The 20876-nt window shown below is 38.5% G+C and carries 15 protein-coding genes and 1 pseudogene; 14 read left to right on the top strand and 2 right to left on the bottom strand.

Annotated elements, in window-relative coordinates; translation table 11 throughout:
* Positions 1–16: 16 nt before the first annotated feature.
* The 6 genes from IGK53_RS02595 to sufB all read left to right on the top strand — a co-directional run bounded on the left by IGK53_RS02595 (position 17) and on the right by sufB (position 6219).
* The gene (locus tag IGK53_RS02595) at positions 17–865 is read left to right on the top strand and encodes a MetQ/NlpA family ABC transporter substrate-binding protein (protein ID WP_002291174.1); all 849 of its coding nucleotides are present in this window, start codon (positions 17–19) and stop codon (positions 863–865) included.
* A gap of 196 nt (positions 866–1061) precedes the next feature.
* A complete protein-coding gene (gene sufC, locus IGK53_RS02600) occupies positions 1062–1835 on the top strand; it encodes a Fe-S cluster assembly ATPase SufC (RefSeq protein ID WP_002287679.1) in 774 nt (257 codons plus the stop codon).
* 12 nt (positions 1836–1847) lie between these two features.
* On the top strand, positions 1848–3134 hold the full coding sequence (sufD, locus tag IGK53_RS02605; protein WP_002287681.1) for a Fe-S cluster assembly protein SufD: 1287 nt from the start codon (positions 1848–1850) through the stop codon (positions 3132–3134).
* Entirely contained in the window at positions 3131–4366 is a 1236-nt protein-coding gene (locus IGK53_RS02610) for a cysteine desulfurase (RefSeq protein WP_002325111.1), read from the top strand. The genes sufD and IGK53_RS02610 overlap by 4 nt, the downstream gene beginning before the upstream one ends.
* Positions 4353–4823 (top strand): Fe-S cluster assembly sulfur transfer protein SufU, encoded by a 471-nt coding sequence (sufU, locus tag IGK53_RS02615; RefSeq protein WP_002287684.1) that lies wholly within the window; start codon positions 4353–4355, stop codon positions 4821–4823. The genes IGK53_RS02610 and sufU overlap by 14 nt, the downstream gene beginning before the upstream one ends.
* A gap of 4 nt (positions 4824–4827) precedes the next feature.
* Positions 4828–6219: a Fe-S cluster assembly protein SufB gene (gene sufB, locus IGK53_RS02620; protein WP_002287686.1), complete on the top strand. Its 1392-nt coding sequence runs from the start codon at positions 4828–4830 to the stop codon at positions 6217–6219.
* A 1385-nt stretch (positions 6220–7604) separates the two neighbouring features.
* Here the strand turns inward: sufB and IGK53_RS02625 are convergent.
* Complete coding sequence (locus IGK53_RS02625; protein ID WP_002291169.1) at positions 7605–8270, bottom strand: helix-turn-helix domain-containing protein; 666 nt, start codon at positions 8268–8270, stop codon at positions 7605–7607.
* Positions 8271–8395: 125 nt separating this feature from the next.
* On the opposite strand from IGK53_RS02625, the gene IGK53_RS02630 reads away from it, so the two are divergent.
* From IGK53_RS02630 to IGK53_RS02650, 5 genes are all read left to right on the top strand, one after another.
* Positions 8396–10432: a DUF1430 domain-containing protein gene (locus tag IGK53_RS02630; protein WP_002329542.1), complete on the top strand. Its 2037-nt coding sequence runs from the start codon at positions 8396–8398 to the stop codon at positions 10430–10432.
* A gap of 3 nt (positions 10433–10435) precedes the next feature.
* A complete protein-coding gene (locus IGK53_RS02635; RefSeq protein WP_002329541.1) occupies positions 10436–11074 on the top strand; it encodes an ABC transporter ATP-binding protein in 639 nt (212 codons plus the stop codon).
* Between the two features lie 376 nt (positions 11075–11450).
* Positions 11451–12362, top strand: a complete 912-nt coding sequence (locus IGK53_RS02640; protein ID WP_430604965.1) for a peptidylprolyl isomerase — start codon at positions 11451–11453, stop codon at positions 12360–12362.
* Positions 12363–12578: 216 nt separating this feature from the next.
* Complete coding sequence (locus tag IGK53_RS02645) at positions 12579–13016, top strand: hypothetical protein (protein WP_002336024.1); 438 nt, start codon at positions 12579–12581, stop codon at positions 13014–13016.
* 94 nt (positions 13017–13110) lie between these two features.
* Positions 13111–13995 (top strand): diacylglycerol/lipid kinase family protein, encoded by an 885-nt coding sequence (locus IGK53_RS02650; RefSeq protein WP_002291161.1) that lies wholly within the window; start codon positions 13111–13113, stop codon positions 13993–13995.
* Positions 13996–14220: 225 nt separating this feature from the next.
* Here IGK53_RS02650 and IGK53_RS02655 read toward each other — a convergent pair whose 3' ends face one another.
* The gene (locus tag IGK53_RS02655) at positions 14221–15438 is read right to left on the bottom strand and encodes an IS110 family transposase (protein WP_002329539.1); all 1218 of its coding nucleotides are present in this window, start codon (positions 15436–15438) and stop codon (positions 14221–14223) included.
* A 390-nt stretch (positions 15439–15828) separates the two neighbouring features.
* Here IGK53_RS02655 and IGK53_RS02660 point away from each other — a divergent pair.
* The 3 genes and pseudogenes from IGK53_RS02660 (at position 15829) to IGK53_RS02670 (ending at position 20801) form a co-directional block, all read left to right on the top strand.
* Positions 15829–18998: pseudogene (locus IGK53_RS02660) on the top strand (Ig-like domain-containing protein).
* A 19-nt stretch (positions 18999–19017) separates the two neighbouring features.
* Positions 19018–20046, top strand: a complete 1029-nt coding sequence (locus IGK53_RS02665; RefSeq protein WP_002291157.1) for a DUF916 and DUF3324 domain-containing protein — start codon at positions 19018–19020, stop codon at positions 20044–20046.
* Positions 20043–20801: a WxL domain-containing protein gene (locus IGK53_RS02670; protein WP_002291155.1), complete on the top strand. Its 759-nt coding sequence runs from the start codon at positions 20043–20045 to the stop codon at positions 20799–20801. Before IGK53_RS02665 ends, IGK53_RS02670 begins: the two co-directional genes overlap by 4 nt.
* The last annotated feature ends 75 nt before the right edge of the window (positions 20802–20876 follow it).

The following is a 20876-nucleotide window of genomic DNA, read 5'->3' on the forward strand; positions in this document are numbered from 1 at the left end:
TAGGGGGATGTAGGATATGAAAAAGAAAATTTTTGGATTAGCAGCAGCGCTTTTGCTGACTGTAGGATTAGCAGCATGCGGTAACAACAGCGACAGCAAAGATTCAGCAAATAAAGCAGACGACACGACATTGAAAGTCGGCGCTTCACCGACACCGCACGCAGAGATTTTGGAACATGTGAAACCATTATTGAAAGATGAAGGAATCGATCTTGAAATCGTCAAATTCGATGACTATGTATTACCGAACCAATCTTTGGAAGAAGGCGACATTGATGCCAATTACTTCCAGCATATTCCTTATTTGAACAAAGAAATCAAAGAAAAAGGATATGACTTTGTCAATGCCGGTGCTGTCCACATCGAACCAATGGGCTTGTACTCTAAAAAAGTCAAAGATGTTTCCGAATTAAAAGATGGTGCAACAATCATTACTTCAAATTCTGAATCAGACTGGGGACGCATCATCACAATTCTACAAGATGCTGGCTTAGTCAAAGTCAAAGATGGAGTAGATCTGGAAACAGCAACATTCGATGATATTGAAGAAAACCCTAAGAACTTGAAGTTCAACCATACGATCGACCCATCACTTTTAGCTTCTACGTACCAAAATGATGAAGGTGACCTAGTTGCAATCAACGCAAACTTCGCTTACGGCGCAGGGTTGAATCCATTAGAAGATGCCGTATTGCTTGAAAAGGACAACTCTCCTTACGTGAATATTATTGCGACTCGTAAAGGTGATGAAGACAGTGACAAAATCAAAAAACTGATTGAAGTGCTTCACCGCAAAGAAGTCCAAGAATGGATCACAGACAAATGGGGCGGCTCTGTTAAACCAGTAAAGGCTGATGCAAAATAAGGTATGGAACAAAAAAGATGAGAAATAAGTCTGTAATGGCTTATTTCTCATCTTTTTTATACCTGTTCTAATTTAGAAATCAAAATTGTTTAATAATAAATAAAAGATATTTGATTTTAGTAAGGAAGGTCATTGCGCTTCATTCTCAATTAGTCTAAAATGAGTGAGAACGAAAGAGAATTTGGGGGTATAATGCATGTCTGTCTTAGAAATAAAAAATCTACATGTGTCGATCGAGGAAAAAGAAATCCTTAAAGGCGTAAACCTAACAATGAAAACCGGAGAAATCCATGCCATCATGGGACCTAACGGCACAGGAAAATCTACCTTATCTGCCGCTATCATGGGCAATCCAAACTATGAAGTAACAGAAGGCGAAATTTTGTTTGACGGGAAAAATGTTTTAGACTTGGAAGTAGATGAACGTGCGCGACTTGGCTTATTTTTAGCTATGCAATATCCAAGTGAGATACCAGGTATCACGAATGCGGAATTCATGCGTGCAGCGATCAATGCGAAACGTGATGAAAACGACAAAATTTCTGTTATGGCATTTTTGAAAAAGTTAGATGAAAAAATGGCTTTACTAAATATGCCAGAAGAAATGGCTGAACGTTATCTGAACGAAGGTTTTTCTGGCGGAGAAAAGAAACGGAATGAGATCCTGCAATTGTTGATGTTAGAACCAACATTTGCAATTTTAGACGAAATCGATTCAGGTCTGGATATCGATGCTTTGAAAGTCGTTGCTAAAGGAGTAAATGAAATGCGCGGAGACAATTTCGGTGCATTGATCATCACCCACTATCAACGATTATTGAACTATATCACACCTGATGTCGTTCACATCATGATGGAAGGCCGAGTAGTCATGACAGGGAATGCTGACCTAGCTAAACGTCTGGAAGCAGAAGGCTACGCTGGTATCAGTAAAGAATTAGGAATCGACTATAAAGAAGAAGAAGCGTAAGGGGGAGCAAGAATGAAAGAAAAAAACTGGCTCGATTATCTTGACGCGGTAAATGATTTTTCTTTAAGTAAAGGCGAACCTGATTGGATGAGAACCTTCCGTCAAGACGCACTAGCGAAAGCAGATGAACTGCCATTGCCGCATATCGATCGGGTGAAATTCCATCGCTGGTCGTTATTTGATGTGAAAGAAACACAAACCATCAGTGAAACAGGCACGATTCCGGCATTTGATGCAATGAAAGACAATCCTGTGCTTGTCCAACAAGGTTCATGGACGATTTTTGAACAACTGCCTGTGGAATTAGCAGAAAAAGGAGTCATTTTTACCGACTTGTTCACTGCAATGATCGAATATCCAGAACTAGTCCAAGAATATTATATGAAAAAAGCAGTAAACATGAACGAAGACCAATTGACTGCACTCCATGTAGCTTTTATGAACAGCGGTATTTTCCTGTATGTGCCTAAAAATGTCGTGATCGATGAACCACTCGAGTCCTTATTCATTCAAGATGGCGCATCCGATGAGCACTTCTTCAAGCATGTGTTGATCGTGGCAGATGAACATAGTGAATTTTCTTATCTGGAACGTTTCCAGACAACCAAAGAACAAGTAGCAAAATCATCAGGTAATATCATCGTGGAAGTCATCGCTAAAGCTGGTTCAAAAATCAAATATTCAGCCGTAGATCAATTAGGAGAAAATATTACTTCTTATATGAATCGCCGTGGGCACATTTTACGAGATGCTTCTGTCGACTGGGCAATTGGTGTCATGAATGACGGTCATGTGATCGCTGACTTTGACTCAGATTTAGCAGGAGAAGGTGCACACGCAGAAGTCAAAATCGTGGCAATCAGCTCGGGCAGACAAATCCAAGGAATCGATACGCGAGTAACCAATAAAGCCCCTCATACGATCGGGCATATTTTGCAACACGGAGTGATCCGAGAAAAAGGAACATTGACCTTTAATGGTATCGGCCACATCTTGAAAGGGGCAAAAGGTGCAGATGCCCAACAAGAAAGTCGTGTCTTGATGCTTTCTGATAAAGCACGTGGTGATGCGAATCCTATTCTTTTGATCGATGAAAACGAAGTAACTGCTGGACATGCTGCCAGTGTAGGACGAGTTGATCCAGAAGAAATGTACTATCTGATGAGTCGAGGATTGCATAAAGAAGAAGCAGAGCGCTTAGTGATTCGAGGATTCCTCGGTTCTGTCTTAACAGCAATCCCTGTAGAACAAGTTCGGAAAGAATTAGTCGAAGTAATCGAAGGGAAGTTGAATGGATGATCGATGCTAAAAAGCTACGCAATGATTTTCCTATCTTATTTCAAGACGTCAATGATGAACCTTTAGTTTATCTGGATAATGCAGCGACGACCCAAAAGCCAAAACAAGTACTCCAGGCATTAGCGCACTATTACGAACACGATAACGCCAATGTTCATCGCGGTGTCCATACGTTAGCAGAACGCGCGACCCATGATTATGAACAAGCAAGAGAAAAAGTACGGGCGTTCATCCATGCAAAAGAAACAGCAGAAGTGCTGTTTACTCGTGGTACGACGACAAGCTTGAATTGGGTAGCCAGAAGCTTCGGCGACCGCTATATCAAAGCAGGAGACGAGATAGTGCTCTCTTACATGGAACATCATTCTAATGTTATCCCGTGGCAGCAGTTGGCAAAACGAACAGGTGCTGTCTTGAAATATATCGAACTAACAGAAGAAGGCTTCCTGGATATGGAGGATGCAGCGAAAAAGATTACGGACAAAACCAAAATCGTCTCCATTGCTCATGTATCCAATGTCTTAGGTGTCATCAATCCTGTTCAAGAATTAGCTGAACTTGTCCATGAAAACGGCGGGGTCATCGTAGTAGATGGTGCTCAATCTGCCCCGCACATGACCATTGATGTTCAAGCACTAGACTGTGATTTCTTTGCTTTCAGCGGACACAAAATGTGCGGACCAACAGGTATCGGTGTTTTATATGGTAAACGAAAATGGTTAGAAGAAATGGAACCTGTTGAATTTGGTGGCGAAATGATCGATTTTGTCGAATTATACGACAGTACATGGAAAGAACTACCTTGGAAATTCGAAGCAGGGACACCAAATATCGCTGGCGCTATCGCATTAGGTCATGCAATCGATTATTTGCAAGAACTCGGCATGGACAATATCCATCGATATGAAGAAGAACTAGCCGCTTATGTGTTGCCAAAATTACAAGCAATCGATGGATTGACTGTTTATGGTCCGCAAGACCCGAATTTTCGGACAGGAGTCATTGCGTTCAATTTGGATGGGTTACATCCCCATGATGTCGCGACAGCTTTAGACATGGAAGGGGTAGCCGTTAGAGCAGGTCATCATTGTGCGCAACCGCTATTGAAGTACCTTGAAGTATCAGCGACTGCTCGCGCCAGCTTTTATTTCTACAACACAACGCAAGACGCCGACCGTTTAGTTGAAGCAATCATGGCAACAAAGGAGTTTTTCCAACATGGGACTATCTAAATTAGACAATTTATACCGTCAAGTGATCTTGGATCATTCTTCCCATCCACATCATCGTGGAAGCTTGACTGACTCGACAAGCAAGATCGAATTGAACAACCCCACATGTGGAGATGTGATCGAATTGCAAGTTGATGTAAAAGATGGAATCATCAAAAATATCGCCTTTGACGGCAGCGGCTGTTCCATCAGTACAGCAAGTGCCTCGATGATGACAGATGCCGTCATTGGAAAATCAATAGAAGAAGCAGAACATTTAACTGTAGACTTTCTACAGCTTGTCCAAGGAAAAGAAGTCAAAGATCCCGACCAATTAGGCGATGCTGCTATGCTTGGTGGTGTAGCTAAATTTCCCGCTCGGATCAAATGTGCGACACTTGCCTGGAAAGCACTAGGAAAAGCAATGGAAAACGATGGTACCGCAGCTTTCCATCATTACCACAAGGAAGAGGAGTGAGAACATGGGCGTACCAGAATTAGAAGAATATAAATTCGGGTTTCACGATGATGTCGAACCGGTTTTCAGTACAGGAGAAGGCTTGACAGAAGAAGTGATCCGTGAGATGTCAAGAATCAAAGGCGAACCAGAATGGATGCTTGAATTCCGTCTGAAATCTCTAGAAACATTCAATAAAATGCCAATGCAAACATGGGGGCCCGACCTTTCAGACATCGATTTCGATGCCATCAAATATTACCAAAAACCAAGTGACAAACCCGCTCGTGACTGGGAAGACGTACCAGAAAAAATCAAAGATACATTTGAAAAGATTGGTATACCAGAAGCTGAACGAGCTTATCTAGCCGGTGCTTCCGCACAATATGAATCAGAAGTCGTGTACCATAATATGAAAGATGAATTCGAAAAGTTAGGAATCGTCTTTACTGACACTGACTCTGCTTTGAAAGAATACCCTGAATTATTCAAAGAGTACTTTTCAAAACTTGTACCGCCAACCGACAACAAATTAGCAGCGCTGAATTCAGCCGTATGGTCAGGTGGCACCTTTATTTACGTGCCAAAAGGCGTCAAAGTCGATGTTCCATTACAAACGTACTTCCGGATCAATGCGGAAAACACGGGGCAATTCGAACGTACGCTGATCATTGTTGACGAAGGAGCAAGCATCCACTATGTCGAAGGTTGTACGGCACCTACTTATTCAAGTAATAGTCTGCATGCTGCCATCGTAGAAATCTTTACAAGAAAAGATGCGTATTGCCGTTACACCACGATCCAAAACTGGTCAGACAATGTGTACAACTTAGTAACCAAACGAGCAAAAGCATACGAAGGCGCAACCGTTGAATGGATCGACGGAAACTTAGGTGCAAAAACAACGATGAAATACCCAAGTGTTTACTTAGATGGAAAAGGTGCACGAGGCACCATGCTCTCCATCGCCTTTGCAGGAGCAAACCAAATCCAAGATACGGGTGCAAAAATGATCCATAATGCACCAAATACATCTAGCTCTATCGTCTCTAAATCAATTTCAAAAGACGGCGGAGAAGTAAACTATCGAGGACAAGTAACCTTTGCCAAAAACAGTGCGGGTTCGATCTCTCATATCGAATGTGACACGATCATCATGGACGAATGGTCGAAATCCGATACGATCCCATTCAATGAGATCCACAACAGCCAAGTCTCTTTAGAACACGAAGCCAAAGTCTCAAAAATCTCAGAAGAACAACTCTACTATCTGATGAGCCGAGGCCTGACCGAATCTGAAGCAACTGAAATGATCGTCATGGGCTTTGTTGAACCATTCACCAAAGAACTTCCAATGGAATATGCAGTCGAACTCAACCGATTGATCAGTTATGAGATGGAAGGTAGTGTGGGTTAACAACTATTTCATTGCTCGAAACGTTGATATTAAAGCGTTTCGAGCATTTTTTTATTCATCAGTATATTAACTTAAAACAACGATCGTCTAGAAATAATGAACTGAACAGCTAATAGTATCTATTTGTCTGATGAATCTAAAGACTTGAATGTTTACTACTAGATTGTTCAAATTCTAGTAGTAGCTCAAGCAACATTTTTTAATCACTACTTTGAGTGCGAACGACAATAATAAAATGTATGAAAGGGGATGGGAATAATTCTCTTCCCTTTTTACTAAATACATTCTTTTCCGTTATTAGAGAGGACTGAGCACACAATATAATCCTATTCGTTGATATGATGCCAAACAAACTTGCGAAGGCTGAGCTTGCTGGTGAGTAACCTTTTTAGAAATGGAGCGAGATAAATTCACTTCTTCCATTTGTTCGAACTAATTGGGCCGTCGGTAATGAGTATCACGATTAGAATGAACGATTGGATTCACTTTGACTTGGCGGGTAGCGAGTCTAGCACTTAACATATTATTTACTGATCCTGCATTAAGCTTGAATTTAATGGACTAACTAATGATAGCAATATCGCGATAATCAACAAGTAGTAATAAATGAATTTTCTCTGCGGGAATTCTAAACTCAAAATTATCTGTCAGCCAATTTCAGTTGGCTTTTTTCTGCTTATTTGGAGATAAAGAATTTTTCAACATATCCTCTTTATAATTTTTTGGTTAATTTTTCCGTATTTTTCCAAAGTTTTCTAGCCTTGGTTGCTGCTATTTCTTCACGCCATTGCGTCAGGTATCACTATTTGGATTTGGAACTGTACCCCCAGAATTAATGGGTACCTTTAATTTGATTTTTTATCAAACGCCGGAAGATGCTGTCTTTAAAGCCCTTGGGGTAGAATAGACAACTTTTTATTAAGCTAATATCTTCAGAAAATTAATCAATGAACTTAACTTCATAGTTTAAACAGAAAAAATTAATTGCTTAAATAACTTTTCCATTTGCTGGTTTGACCACGTACCAATCTATATTACTTACTAGATTAGTCGTTAATCTATTCGGATCGAATGGGCAAAATATTTTTGTGTATGTTCGTCCTTGATTATGATTCCAAAAAGAATCATTGGGAGGCTGTGGCGTAAATATTATACTATAAGCCAGAAATACCTATATTTAGTTATTTCTGGATTTTTTGATAGAAAAATAACAGAAGAATAATACAAATAGCCTAATACTAGAATAGTTAGTCATTTTTTTTTACCTATCATTCTGAACTTTTTTATTTAGGAACTTTCATCTCAAAGCTTTTTCAATTAATTTGTACCCTTGTTTTTTTTGATAAGATCATGTGCATTGTTCTATCTCTACGTTCATCTCCTACTTAATGCCTATCTGGCTCCTGAGGGGTTCTTTTTAAGGCGTCGTCATAGTCTTGGATGAGGATTTCTTGGTAATCTGAGGGAATGGCTTCCCAAGAGAGCAGGCGAACGTTCATGACGTGTTTTCCTTTGTGTTTGATTACAGCATGATTCTTACCTTTTTCTACCTCTCCAGCGTGAAAAGACAGCCATGTACCATGGCCAAAGATATCATTACATACCCAATGTTCGATGGAATTGTCCACGTATCCTACAGGGAGTGTGGTATAGCCGATTTGTGGTTTCAAAAAAGGATTGAATCGATCAATCGTTTCATTTTTGTATTGATAATTGATAAGAAAAAGATAGACCAAACAAAAGACGAGCAGAAAGAAAGATAGTGTCTTTTTGAGTGAGAAGGGTTGTTTTGATGAATAAGATTTCTTGATAACAAGAGGTTCATCCGGCAATGTTGGTTCTATTGATTCGGTAGCTGATTCAATAGAAGGAAAATCAATCGGCAGACCTAAAGTCTGATGTAAAAGTGACAGCATTTCAAGGTCTGGCATTGTACGAGAATTTTCCCAACTAGAAATCGTTTTATCGGAAACACCGATTTTTTCGCCTAATTCTTTTTGCGTAAGCTTACAATTTCTGCGGTAAGTTCGTATTTTTTCTCCGATGTTCATCTTCTTCTCCTTTCGATTCTACAGTATATAGATTTATTCTACATGACCTATACACTTGATAGATACGTTTTTTTGATGAAAAACGGTATGATTTTATCGAAGAATCATTTAAGTAAGGGAGAGTGGTGATAATCAAAAAAAAGTTCACAGTTTTACTCACAATCATAGTAATCGGTATCATGAGTGGTTTTGCCTTGGTTAGTGTAAATAAACAGGTACTCTATCGGACAAATGAATTTTTCCATCAAACAGATACTTATACTCCGATTCGATTGCCACAACATTTTATTGGGCAAGAAGAATATGAGCAGCTAATCATGGTATTTGAAAATGTCTCATCAGAAACTGAGCTTTCTTATATGAAAAAAACAGTAAATGAATCCAATGAAGTAGATACATCTTTGAACTTCAAGATACAGCCAAAGCTTGAAATGACATTGTATTATCAAGGGGATGTCAAAGCTTCTCACGAGAAGGTACCCTATTCTAATACCTCCTTTCGCGTAACGTCCATTGAAGAATCGATCAAAATAAAAGATTTTGAAGGTGAATTTTTCTTGATGACGAGAGAAAAAGAAGCCTATGAACGGTTCATTTCACTATTCACTGATCGATTCAATCAAGCATTTCACACTGATTATGCCACTAATATTTTTGAAGACTTTGAAAATAGCTATTCGTATTCGGTTATTTCAAGTACAGACGTATATAATTATCGAGTGTATTTAACTATTGGGTTGATTCTTTTATTCCTTTTGTTACCGTCCTTTTTCTTATTGATGAATAAAGAAATCAGTTTATTGTTGAATAATGGCTTTTCATTACATCAAGTATTGTGGTGTTTATTGGGGAAAAAGAAAATCATTATTACATTCATAATTGCAGGAATCATTGGTGGTTTTATTTTTATGTATTATAAGGAGCAATTTCTTTATTTGTTCCAGATGTACGTTTTCTTGTTCAGCGGAATATATGGTATCTCTTTGATTTCTCTTTTATTAGTTGAAAAAATCGCTTCGTTAAGAGAAGCGTTCAACTATATCCAATACATTCTTTTTATATTTGGATTGTTGTTTTCTCTTCTTTTGACCGTTGCCAATGTCGAATTAGCAACTATCGTTTTTTCTTCTTCACAGTTAGCTGTTTCCCATGAACCTCCAAAAGAAATCGCTGATGAAGACTATTATGTGTTTTATCCAGTAACCATCGGGAAAAACCACGTGGATTTTATTTATTCCAATCGTTTTGCATCAGCAGCAGATCAGGAATTATATGAAACTTTGAATAAAAATGGAAGTATATTAGTCAATGTATCAGATTACTTGAATGAAGAAAACGAACAGTTTGGCAGAGGGATAAAAATAAATCTGAATTATCTTAAGAAATTTCCTTTGATTGATGTCTCTGGAAGGTTGATCCAAATAACCGAAGAAGAAACGCACCCTGTTATATTGATCCCTGAACGATATAGACATACAGATTTAAAAAATGACCTGGCGCAAATAACAGAATATTATCAAGAAATCAGTGAAAAAGAACCGGAATTTCTATTTATAAAAAACAATCAACCCATTTATACATTTATTCCTTCTATCCCCTGGATCGAACATTATCCGGTTGTTGAAATACTGACATTGAAAAACAGTACGTATTGGGAAAGGAATATTCTCAGCGGAGAAATCTATCCACCGTTAAAGATCAAAATAGGCTCTTTGTCGAAAGAAAGGTTATTTGAGCTGATTGAAGAAAGTCAGTTACGTGATAACTTGCAGTTATCATTTCCGTATACTCAGACTGAAGAGATAGCTGTCAAAGTGTTAAGCAGATCATTTCATTACTTGATACAGATATGTTTTCTCACTTTCTTTTCTTTCTTCTTGTTGAGCTATGTCATGTTATGCATATATTTTGTCTACAATTGTCGGAAAATCGCTATCTTTCGTTCAAGTGGTTATTCGCTCTTTGAAACGTATAAAGATTTCTTCATGATGAACCTCATCAAATGGGGAACGACAAGTGTAATCTTCCTTTTTCTTATAGAAAGAGAGCCTAAATATCTTTTTAATATTTTTTTCTTTAGCTTCATTGATTTTATTCTTTCAGTTGTTTTTATTTTGTCTACAGAAAAGAAAAGTCAGTTATTGCTGATGAATGGAGGTTAACAATTGGAGCCGTTGATAGTGATAAAAGGTGCGAAAAAAATCATTCGAAACAAAACGATTCTTCATTTGGATCGTTTCACTGCGGATGCTAGGGATCTTGTGACTGTTGTTGGAGAAAGTGGAGCAGGTAAAAGTACGTTATTGAATATATTAGGATTGAATGATCAGTTCAGTTCAGGACAATTCTATTTGTTCGATCAAGAGACGAAACAATTAACTGGAAGAGAGAAGCGCTTGATAAAAAGAAATACCATATCTTTTCTTTTTCAAGATTTTGGGTTGATTGAATATGAAACAATCGATTTTAATTTAGATATTGGATTGAAGTTTTCGAATTTAAATGTTTCAGATAAGCGAACAGCAAAGTATGAGGCATTGAAAAAAGTAAATATAAACAAGAAGCTAAGTACGCCTATCTACACATTATCTGGTGGTGAGAAGCAAAGAATCGCCTGTGCGAGAGTTTTATTGAAGAATAGCAAAATCATTTTAGCCGATGAACCAACTGGGTCATTGGATAAACGAAATAAGGATAAAGTAGTTGAAATTTTATCGCAACAGGCTTCCCAAGGTACGTTAGTTATCGTGGTCACGCATGATCCATATCTGACCAAAATAGGAAACAAGAAGATCATGCTTTAGAAAACAAATGAAAAAACAAACTTTTTCTAATAAAAACAACAAAAAAATGTCTGGAAAATCGAACATAAAAGTGTCCGATTTGAATATCCCAACAGCGGAAGAAGAAAAACAAAATAGATAACATTTGTTCTAAGAATTAGTTACGTTAAATACGGAACGCAAGATAGACTTGAAAAACGGTAACAAAAGAAGTAGTATATTAAGGTGTGATGTGCTACTTGACATTTATTCTGCTGAGCGAACTTTCTGGATTGTGTAGCCTTATATCTATTCAGGATGTATCGAGCAGATTAGTAAAGGTGTTCTTGATGATTTTCATCTTGAACACCTTTGTTTTTAGCAATTCGCAAAAAACGAAAAGTAGGAGAATTGATAAATGAAAAAAAGATTTTTAGCACTTGCCATCGTACTAGGCACTGGCTTATTGTCAGGCTGTACGAATGCCGGTGAAAAAACAGCCGTTAGTTATAAAGGCGGTACAATCAGCGAACAAGAAGTAATGGATAGCTTGAAAAAAATGCAAGGAGCAGATTCCGCTGTGCAACAGTTGATCGTTTATCAAGTATTTGAAGATAAATATGGAGATGACGTATCAACCAAAGAAATCGATTCCCAATATGATCAAACAAAGAAACAATTGGGTGATTCATTTGATTCACAATTGAAATCTGCAGGTTACACAGAACAAACATTCAAAGACAGTATCAAACAAAGTCTAGCCTTTCAAGAAGGTCTAAAGAAACATATCAAATTGACCGATGAAGATTTAAAAACGGCTTGGGAATCTTTCCATCCAGAAGTGGAAGCTCAAATTATCCAAGTAGCAAGTGAAGATGATGCAAAAGATGTGAAGAAAGCTGTTGATAAGGGAGACGATTTCTCTAAATTAGCCAAAGACAAGTCAACTGATACTACGACAAAAGAAGATGGCGGAAAAGTGAAATTTGATTCCACTACTACAACGGTTCCGGCAGAAGTCAAAGAAGCAGCCTTTAAGTTGAAAGATGGTCAAGTTTCTGATGTGATCACTTCTACCAATGCTTCAACTTATACTACGGAATATTATGTGGTTAAAATGATGAAAAACCAAAACAAAGGCAACGACATGGATAAATACAAAAAAGAATTGAAAGAAATTGCAACAGACACAAAATTAAGTGACAGTACCTTCCAGAATAAAGTAATTGGCGAAGTATTGAAAGACGCTAATGTAAAAATCAAAGACAAAGACTTTGAAAATGTTTTGAGTACATTCACTTCAGATTCTAGTACAGCAAGTAGTAAATAAGCGGTATAAATAAAAAATATGAACTATTTAAATCAATAAAACTGTTCATCTAAATCTTTTTATTAGAACTAAATCAACAGTAGTTTAATTACTACTTGATTTAGTTCTTTTTATTTAAAAAATTTTTTTTACTTAGAATCCAGCGACCCTAGATATTTTTCTGTATAATCTTAAATAAAGAAAACAATATCAAAAAATGCACGTAGAAGTAGATAAATGGAGTGGTTTTGCAAATTTCTTTTATTTCTAGAAGTTATTCACGTATACGGATTTGTTTTTCTCACAAATAAAAAGGCAGGAAGTACAATGGATCATTTGTATATAAAATATATTCATCAATTTTCCGTTTTGGTGTTAGGCACACTAATTATAGCGGGGATTGTCGCATTTATTATTCAAGGTCGTGACATATTAACAGTACATCAAGAGTTTTTCAGTTATGCATTTGGTATTCCTCTGATCGCTATAAGGTCTGATAACAAAAAGTGGAAGAAACGCTATTACATTTTCTTGCTATTTTTGTGTTTTTATCTGCCACCTAAAATTTTTACTTTATTAGGTATACAATGCCTATCATTTTCTTTTATTTCCTATATCATTGTTTTAATTTTCCTCAGTTTCATAGTATGGGTGTTTTATCTTGTCAAAAAATAAATGAATGTTTCATGAACAGTACTTCATCACAGCCTAATTTTTTTCTTTATGCTATCGTTATATTAAAGAAATCAATCAGAAGGGAAAGAAAGTGATGAAAAAAGTTTTATTAGTGGTAAACCCCAGTTCAGGCGGTGAACAAGCAAAGGAATTTGAGCAATTAGCGATAGCAAAATTGGAATCGGTGTTTGATGAAGTGGTCGTCTTGCATACAAAAAAAGCAGGGGATGCAAAAAACTTTACTCGCGAAGCGGCTACGGAAGGGTATCATAGTGTGTTTGTCATGGGCGGAGATGGAACAGTCAACGAAGGAATCAGTGGAATCGCTGAACAAGAACATCGGCCAAATTTCGGATTTTTCCCATTGGGTACGGTGAATGACTTGGCTCGAGCATTAGGGATACCGCTAGAACCTGAGGAAGCGATCAATCATTTTTCGATTGAATCAGTCAAGCCATTGGATATTGGAAAAATAAATGACGACTATTTTATGAATGTCGTCGCAATTGGCTCTATCCCTGAAGCAATCAATGATGTAGATGCGGAGAAGAAGACGAAATTTGGAAAACTAGCTTATTTCATGTCAGGAATCAAACAGTTAGCTTCCACACAATCCTACTCGTTTCACGTAGAAGTTGATGGAAAGAAGGAAGAAATTGAGAGCAGTACCTTGCTGATAGGACTAACTAACTCAGTCGGCGGTTTTGAAACATTACTTCCAAATGCAAAAGTGGATGATGGTAAGCTCCATTTGGTTTATTTAAAAGATTCTTCTTTGATCGATACGCTTAAAACATTGCCAGACCTATTAAAAGGAGTAGATGAATCTACGAAAAATCTAGCCTATCTTACTTGTGAGCAATTAGTTGTGTCATTAGCTGATGAGGAAGAATTGACGACGAATGTTGATGGAGATGAAGGGGATAAATTACCTGTGACAATCAAAGTGTTACCCTCACATTTACAGGTTTATTGTTAAAATGGAGGTTGTGACCGAAGAGTTGTCAGGAGGACATCGGTTGTTCGGAATAAGGGACTGTGACAAGACTTTTGTCACAGCCTTTTTCCTACGATTAGTCAAGTAAAAGGTGTAAGAAAAATAGCTCATAAACGAAAGCGACAAAATCAAGGCACACCAAATAAAGCCTCGTTCGTAAAAAATTTTCGATCTGGGCAAAGAAGTGGTATACTGTAAGTGGTTTAGTTAATGGTCCACTGAGACCGCGTACGCATAGTCGTACTCTGTATGTGCCCTAACCATAGCGTGCATACATTTCAGAAGCTTGTTCATACAAGCAACTGTGGCAACCTTATCTTTCTTAGGGATAGGTTGCTTTTTTAATTTGTAGTAATAATCGACAATATGATTAGGAGCTGCGCGTTGCTGGCGAATCATATTTCGAATGGTGAAGAAAATAATTTTCCGTGCTTTGGGATTACCACGCTTATTGATGCGGTCTTGGCCAGTATACTTACCTGATTGATACCGTCGGATGTCAATTCCGACAAAGGCATTCAATTGTTTATGGGTTTTAAATCGTGTGATATCTCCTAATTCACCGAGCAATAAAGCGGCTGTGAGTGCGCCGATCCCAGGGAACGTTTGGTACAACAAAAAGCAAGGAGAGCCTTCGGCTTTTTTGATCATTTGTGTCGCCAGTGCTTCTTTTTGTTCGAGTAAATCTTGGAGAAGTTCGGCGTAATAAATCGTTTTTTGACAGTGGATACTGTCTTTTTGAACAGCTGGGTAGGCACACTGTGCATAGTGGATGATTTGATCTGCCTTTTGCTCGGCACGATTCGCGGAGATTTTTTTCCGTGTTTCGTTGATTAGTTTATTTTTTATTTTTGTCCGAGTAGATGCCAATACAAAATCTGGATGGGGAAAAAGACGGATCAATGTCAATGCGTAAGGGGTCAGCCTGTTTGAAAAGAACTGTTCAAGCTCTGGAAAAGTCAACTGAAGGCAGTTGTGTAAATCCATGCGCAGACGAGTGATTTTCTTCTCAATCTCTTGATAAAAACGGGCTAAATCGCGCATCTCTAAGTAAAAATTGCTTTGTACTTCTTTTGGCTGACGTTGATTTTTAAGATGAGTCTGTGCGAGCCGGTGGGCATCCGATTTATCTGTTTTCCAACTGCGTAAGGTGCTTTCTTCCATCTGTTTTTTCGCTTCTAACGGGTTTAACAAACAGTAAGAAAAGTGATGATCTTGAAAGAACTTTTCGACTGGTCTGGAATAAATCCCCGTTGCTTCAAAAACAATCAATGGACGTTCAGGCAAGTGCTGGATCTCTTCGAGTAATGCATGAAATCCTCTTTGAGTGTGTTCGATCTCGTCTTCAAATAAGCAGGTGTCGTCTTTGTATAGGACACTGTAGCTGTGTCCCATTGAAACATCTAATGCAAGAATGTAAGGCATTTGTATTCCTCCTTTTTAAGTTTTGAAAGAACTTTACTGCTTCATTTCGATTCCAATTTCCTATACACGGGCTCATGGCCCCAACATACGTAAACCTGATTCTAAAATGACAGTAAAGAAGTTCGGTTTTTGATAGGGACTCGTAGTCCTCAAGGCTTTGTTCGAACTTTCTTTCACTCTTCACTATAATCTAAAAATAGAAAATAGAGGAGAACATCATTCGTCAATGATGTTCCCCTCTAATCTTAGTATGTTTTTGTACAAAAAAGAAATTTTCACCTAACAGAAAAATTTGCCATAAAAATACATATTTTAAATATGAAAGTACAATTACAAATAAATTAAAACGTTAAAATAAAATTGTCAAAACGTCAGAGAGGATGGTGGAGAATGAATCAATATGTAAAAAAGCTGATTGCGTCGATTTTGTTTGTCTTCCCTCTCTTGATGGTGACATCCGTTTTTGCCGATGTAGAGAAAACAAGCGAATCAACGCAATCAGAGAATCAAAGTTTTGACAAGACTACTTTTTCAGAAGAATTAATTACTTCTGAAACTACAGAATCCCAAAGTGAGGCGCCTACTTCTAATACAAGGCAAGAAGAAAATAAGACAAGTGAGACCTCAGAAGTAGCTGAACAAACGTCTGATAGCAGTGAAGAGGTACAGGTTAGAGTTGTTTCAGCGGATGGGTACAGCGAAGCTGCCACAACAGAAGAACTGACCAGCTTCTCGCAGACGAATCAGTAGCTAAGATTCGTTTAACTCAGCCTTTGACTTTAGACAGGGAATTGGAGATCAAGCGAGATATCGTTATCGATTTTGGCGGACTTGCTCATAATTTCGGCACACATCACATCTATATCAATGAGACACCTCAGTCGATCGAGTTTCAGAATTTTAAAGGAACGGCAGCTCATCCAGGTGGGTTGATACCAAATATCGATGGAAATGCCATTATCATTGCTTATATGTCCGATTTTTGGGGAAACAGATATCATTTTACGGGAGAAATAAAATTTACCGGGAAACTTGACTTATATGATGGTTCTAAATTAGGCCTGATTTACGCCCCTCGTGCAACTGTCACATTAGATGGTGTTTCCGGTGTATTGGATGTCCAACCAGTGAAAGAAGGGATGAATGCCGCTCCGGGTAAAGCTTATTTTTGTAGAAGCTATCAGCTAAATGTAATCAATGGTAGTCAGCTTTATGGACCATATCTAGGAAAATTCTATGGTTTTCTAGATTCAGGTGATGAGACGGGCAGTGGAAAAACAGCACCAGGACTCCATATCTTGAGTGGTTCAAAGGTCTCTCTTGACTATGATCGGGCAGATGGCGTCAGCGATGAAGGAGAGGCTGTCGATACGCTACCCGGGAATGTCACATTTGAAGTCAGTGGCTCAGGAAGTGAATTTTCGGTAAATACAAAGATCAATATTACCAACGACAACAATCGCGGAATTATCCAAATGAGAGGCTCAGGATCAAGAGTCGCTGTGTCGAATGATGGGAAAATCACAATCAATACAGCGACTACTGGCGGATTTCGCCTGCAAGGAGATTCTAGTCAAATCCATGTATCAAGTGGTGGACAAATCTCGGTTAAAATGGCTGGAGATGGCGACCAACCTGGAAACAATGGGATGCGTTTTGTAGGGAAAGGACTTTCTTTGATCGTAGAAGGAGCCGGATCAGTCATCGATATTGATAAGCAAAGTGGTCGTTCTAGCGCAGTTCGTTTTGAGAACGGTACGCAAAAACTAACAGTAACTAATGGAGGCTCACTGAAGGTAAGAAATGCAGGGGATGGCAAATCTTATGTGAACAGACTCAATCAAGGAAACCAAGCGATCCAATTTTATGACGCTTCTGGTTTTCTAGAAAGTCCAGGGTCAGCTGATTTTACGGTTACTGGAGAAAAATCAAATATCGATATACGCGCAGATTCCGGAGCTACCGTAGATACAACTGGAGATATTGATTTGAACTTTATGGCTGGCGAAAAAACTTATTTAGTCATGGTCGGGAAAACTGGGGAAGATAAGACTGGCATCATCAGTGGGGATGTGTTGAATGTACACTTAGAATCTCCTACCTATTTCGATTTCCAAAACAAACGGATCGGAAGCGAGACTAATGGCATAGGTGGCTGGGTATTTCAAGGAAATGGCGATTCTTCATTGAAGATCGCTCATTCAGAAATTGCTTTATGGCGAAAGGCAGGAGCAACGTTCGATAACTTTGAAAAAGATCCGGATTATTTTTCTGATATGACAGACTTATCGATCAATGGAACCGACTTAGGTAATTTTGTATCAAGCCCTAGTGCAGGTTTAACAAATGAATTTGCTCAGACAGGTGCCGGAATGAAAAATTATAATCGAATCAGTGCCAATAACCAGCTTCCGATGATTGAATCCTTAAGAGTACCAACGAATGCAGATGAAAAAATCTATGGGCATGTCGTTGTTCCCGAAGGTGTCGAGGCAAAGCCAAGAGATGCTGGGACAGGCGAAGTAGAAGTGACTTTACGTATTACTTATGCAGATACGACGAAATCACCTGTAGAAATTACTGCTCTCACACAAGGACAAACAGATGAAAATGAAGGGGCAGGATATAATCCGTGGGGAGAAGGCGAACAAGGCGGTTTGTTTGAAGTTCAAGTACCCAACGAAGAAAGACTAACAACGGGGGATCAAGTGCAAGTAGTTGCTGCTAAAAAAGTAAGAGGCGGCCAAGAAGTGACAGAACTGGACTCTTCCAAAACGACAGTCGATGTGATTCCCCCTGAACCTGCTAATTTAAGTACCACATTGATCAATGCAGCTTCTCGCACGATCACAGGTACAGGTGAAGCAGGAGCTTTGGTTTCATTGAAAAAAAATCAAGCTGTTTTGTCCGAAACAACTATTGATGATACAGGGAAATTTGTTCTTTCTATCCCAGAAAATCAACTTTTTGCAGGAGATGTATTAGAAATTGTATTAAACGACCAAGCAGGAGAAGCTGCTGCTAAGGGTGTGCAGAACAAGCCAAGTACCAACGATGAAATTGGGAATCACAATCCAAGTGATACGCCAGTTGTTTATCATGATGCCCCGCCTTTTGCACCTGCTACGAAGATCGTAGTAGAAGGTGGTCTCTCATTTCTTGCCCCTTCCAAACTCGATTTTGGTCAGATCAAAGCAACTGGTTTGATACAAGAAGCATTTGGCCAAATGGATGGGCAGGAAAAATTATGGATTTATGATCAGCGAGAAACAAAAAGTCCATGGATCTTAACGATAAAATTATCTCAGCCTTTCACAAATGATGCAGGATTTTCTATGCAGGATGTCCTATATTTCAAGAAAGCTGAGGAGTATCAATTAGTGAATGAAGAAGAACTGGAAATTGTCAGAGGACAAAATTCAACGAATGTGCAAGCAGATTATTCAGAATATTTAAATAACGGTCGGGCGTTTAAACTTGTCTTAACCAAAGAAAATCAGATAGCTGGTAATTACTCAGCAGAGATAACATGGACATTAGCAGATGCGCCGACAGAATAAAGATCAAGGAGGATGATTGATGAATCGAATATGGAATAAAAGTCATCGAAACAACTGCTCTTTACTTCTGATCCTTCTCCTTGGATTCATCCTTTGGCAGACACCTGTCCATGCCTCCGAATTCAATTTTGCGGTAGATTTTGAATTACCGGCTAATCAGATTGATAAGAACAAAACATATATAAATGTAAGGATGGAGCCTGGGAAAACACAGGAAATCCCCTACACGGTCTTTAACCGAACAGATAAATCAGTAACAGTTGAGACATTGATCCACTCCGCTACGACGAATTCAAACGGTGTGATCGAATATGGAGAATCAAAAAGTAAATTTGATGAAACATTAAGTTATGATATGAAAAACTTAGCAAAAACAGTGGGAGAAATAACTGTTCCTCCTCAAAGTGCGGTCACTGAGACACTTTCACTGAAAGCGCCAGAAAAAGAGCTGGCTGGTGTGGTCGCAGGAGGGATCACGTTTCAAGAAAAAAAAGAGAACGTTTCTAACAAAAGTACAGTTGGTGTCGTCAATCAGTTTTCTCAAGTGAAAGCAATCTTGATTCGAAATAGCGAAAAAGAGTCTTCCCCAGATTTGAAATTAAAAAAAGCTTATGCGGATCAAAGCGATGGAAGAAATGTGATTAAGGCGAATCTTCAAAATCCAAATGCTTCTTATATGTTCGGCTTGACTACATCGGTTGAAATCTACAAAAAAGAAACAAAAGAGCCTTACCTTTCAATAAAAAAAGAAAAAATAGATGTAGCACCCAATACAAATTTTGATTTACTTGTCCCATTAGAAGGAAAAAAATTAGCTCCGGGACATTATCAAGCGGTTGTGAAGGGTGCTTGGAAAGAAAAACGCTGGAATCTCCATACCGATTTTGAAATAACTGATGATGCAGCGGACCAATTGAATGAAAAGGATATTGATTTAAAAAATCAGCCAGAAACATTTGACTGGCGATGGCTGATATTTGTTGGAGTCATTCTTATTGGCTTATTTGCTGGATTATTTATTTTAAAAGAAAGAAGGAAAAAGAAATGAAAAAAACAATTGCATTAAGTACCGTTCTAGCTGGAAGTCTATTATTATGTACACAAAGTGTTTTTGCTGAGAATAAGAGCTCAGCCACTACAGAAGGAACGATTTCTGTAACAAAACCAGATGCCGCAAATCCTGAAGACGTTGTTCCAGTTCCTCCTGTTGATCCAAATGATCCCGATACGCCGTTTACACCTGACGAACCAAATCAGGGAACATCCGGATTACTGACGATTGACCAAGCTCCAGATCTTGATTTTGGAACAATCAAGTTAGGTACAGCAAAAACAGTATATGCTGCATTACAAAACGGAACGGACAGTACAGGGACAGCAACACAAGTACAGAATTTCGTACAAGTAACGGATAAAAGCGGAAATTATGCCGGTTGGAAACTATCAGTCAAACGAACAGAATTTATTGGTACAACATCTGATACGAATAAACTAACTGGTTCAAAGGTGAAATTCAAAAACGCCGTGATTCGAAATAGCGCAACTAATAGCAGTGGAACGCCATCTACTATTTCTGGTACTGGCGCTGAAGGAATTGAGATCCCAGCAGATCAGGCAGTAGATCTAGTAACTGCAGGAGCAAATGAAGGGATTGGCACATGGATTTATTCATTAGGAGAGAATGTGGAACAAGGGAGACAATCAGTGGAATTATTTGTTCCTGTATCCAATTATGCCGTAGACAACTACGTTTCAACATTCACATGGTCGTTAACAGATGCTCCTACAGAAGGGAAAGCGTAAAATCAAATCAATGACTTCAGGGAGTGGAGCCGATTCAAGGCCTACTCCCTGAAGTCTGCTATGCTTACGTCTCAG

The sequence above is a fragment of the Enterococcus sp. DIV1224 genome, assembly GCF_050555455.1.
Taxonomy (GTDB): domain Bacteria; phylum Bacillota; class Bacilli; order Lactobacillales; family Enterococcaceae; genus Enterococcus_B; species Enterococcus_B lactis.

Coding starts and splice junctions, on each gene's coding strand:
- IGK53_RS02595 (WP_002291174.1), top strand. CDS start 17: ATGAAAAAGAAAATTTTTGGATTAGCAGCAGCGCTTTTGCTGACTGTA.
- sufC (WP_002287679.1), top strand. CDS start 1,062: ATGTCTGTCTTAGAAATAAAAAATCTACATGTGTCGATCGAGGAAAAA.
- sufD (WP_002287681.1), top strand. CDS start 1,848: ATGAAAGAAAAAAACTGGCTCGATTATCTTGACGCGGTAAATGATTTT.
- IGK53_RS02610 (WP_002325111.1), top strand. CDS start 3,131: ATGATCGATGCTAAAAAGCTACGCAATGATTTTCCTATCTTATTTCAA.
- sufU (WP_002287684.1), top strand. CDS start 4,353: ATGGGACTATCTAAATTAGACAATTTATACCGTCAAGTGATCTTGGAT.
- sufB (WP_002287686.1), top strand. CDS start 4,828: ATGGGCGTACCAGAATTAGAAGAATATAAATTCGGGTTTCACGATGAT.
- IGK53_RS02625 (WP_002291169.1), bottom strand. CDS start 8,270: ATGAACATCGGAGAAAAAATACGAACTTACCGCAGAAATTGTAAGCTT.
- IGK53_RS02640 (WP_430604965.1), top strand. CDS start 11,451: ATGAAAAAAAGATTTTTAGCACTTGCCATCGTACTAGGCACTGGCTTA.
- IGK53_RS02645 (WP_002336024.1), top strand. CDS start 12,579: ATGGAGTGGTTTTGCAAATTTCTTTTATTTCTAGAAGTTATTCACGTA.
- IGK53_RS02650 (WP_002291161.1), top strand. CDS start 13,111: ATGAAAAAAGTTTTATTAGTGGTAAACCCCAGTTCAGGCGGTGAACAA.
- IGK53_RS02655 (WP_002329539.1), bottom strand. CDS start 15,438: ATGCCTTACATTCTTGCATTAGATGTTTCAATGGGACACAGCTACAGT.
- IGK53_RS02665 (WP_002291157.1), top strand. CDS start 19,018: ATGAATCGAATATGGAATAAAAGTCATCGAAACAACTGCTCTTTACTT.
- IGK53_RS02670 (WP_002291155.1), top strand. CDS start 20,043: ATGAAAAAAACAATTGCATTAAGTACCGTTCTAGCTGGAAGTCTATTA.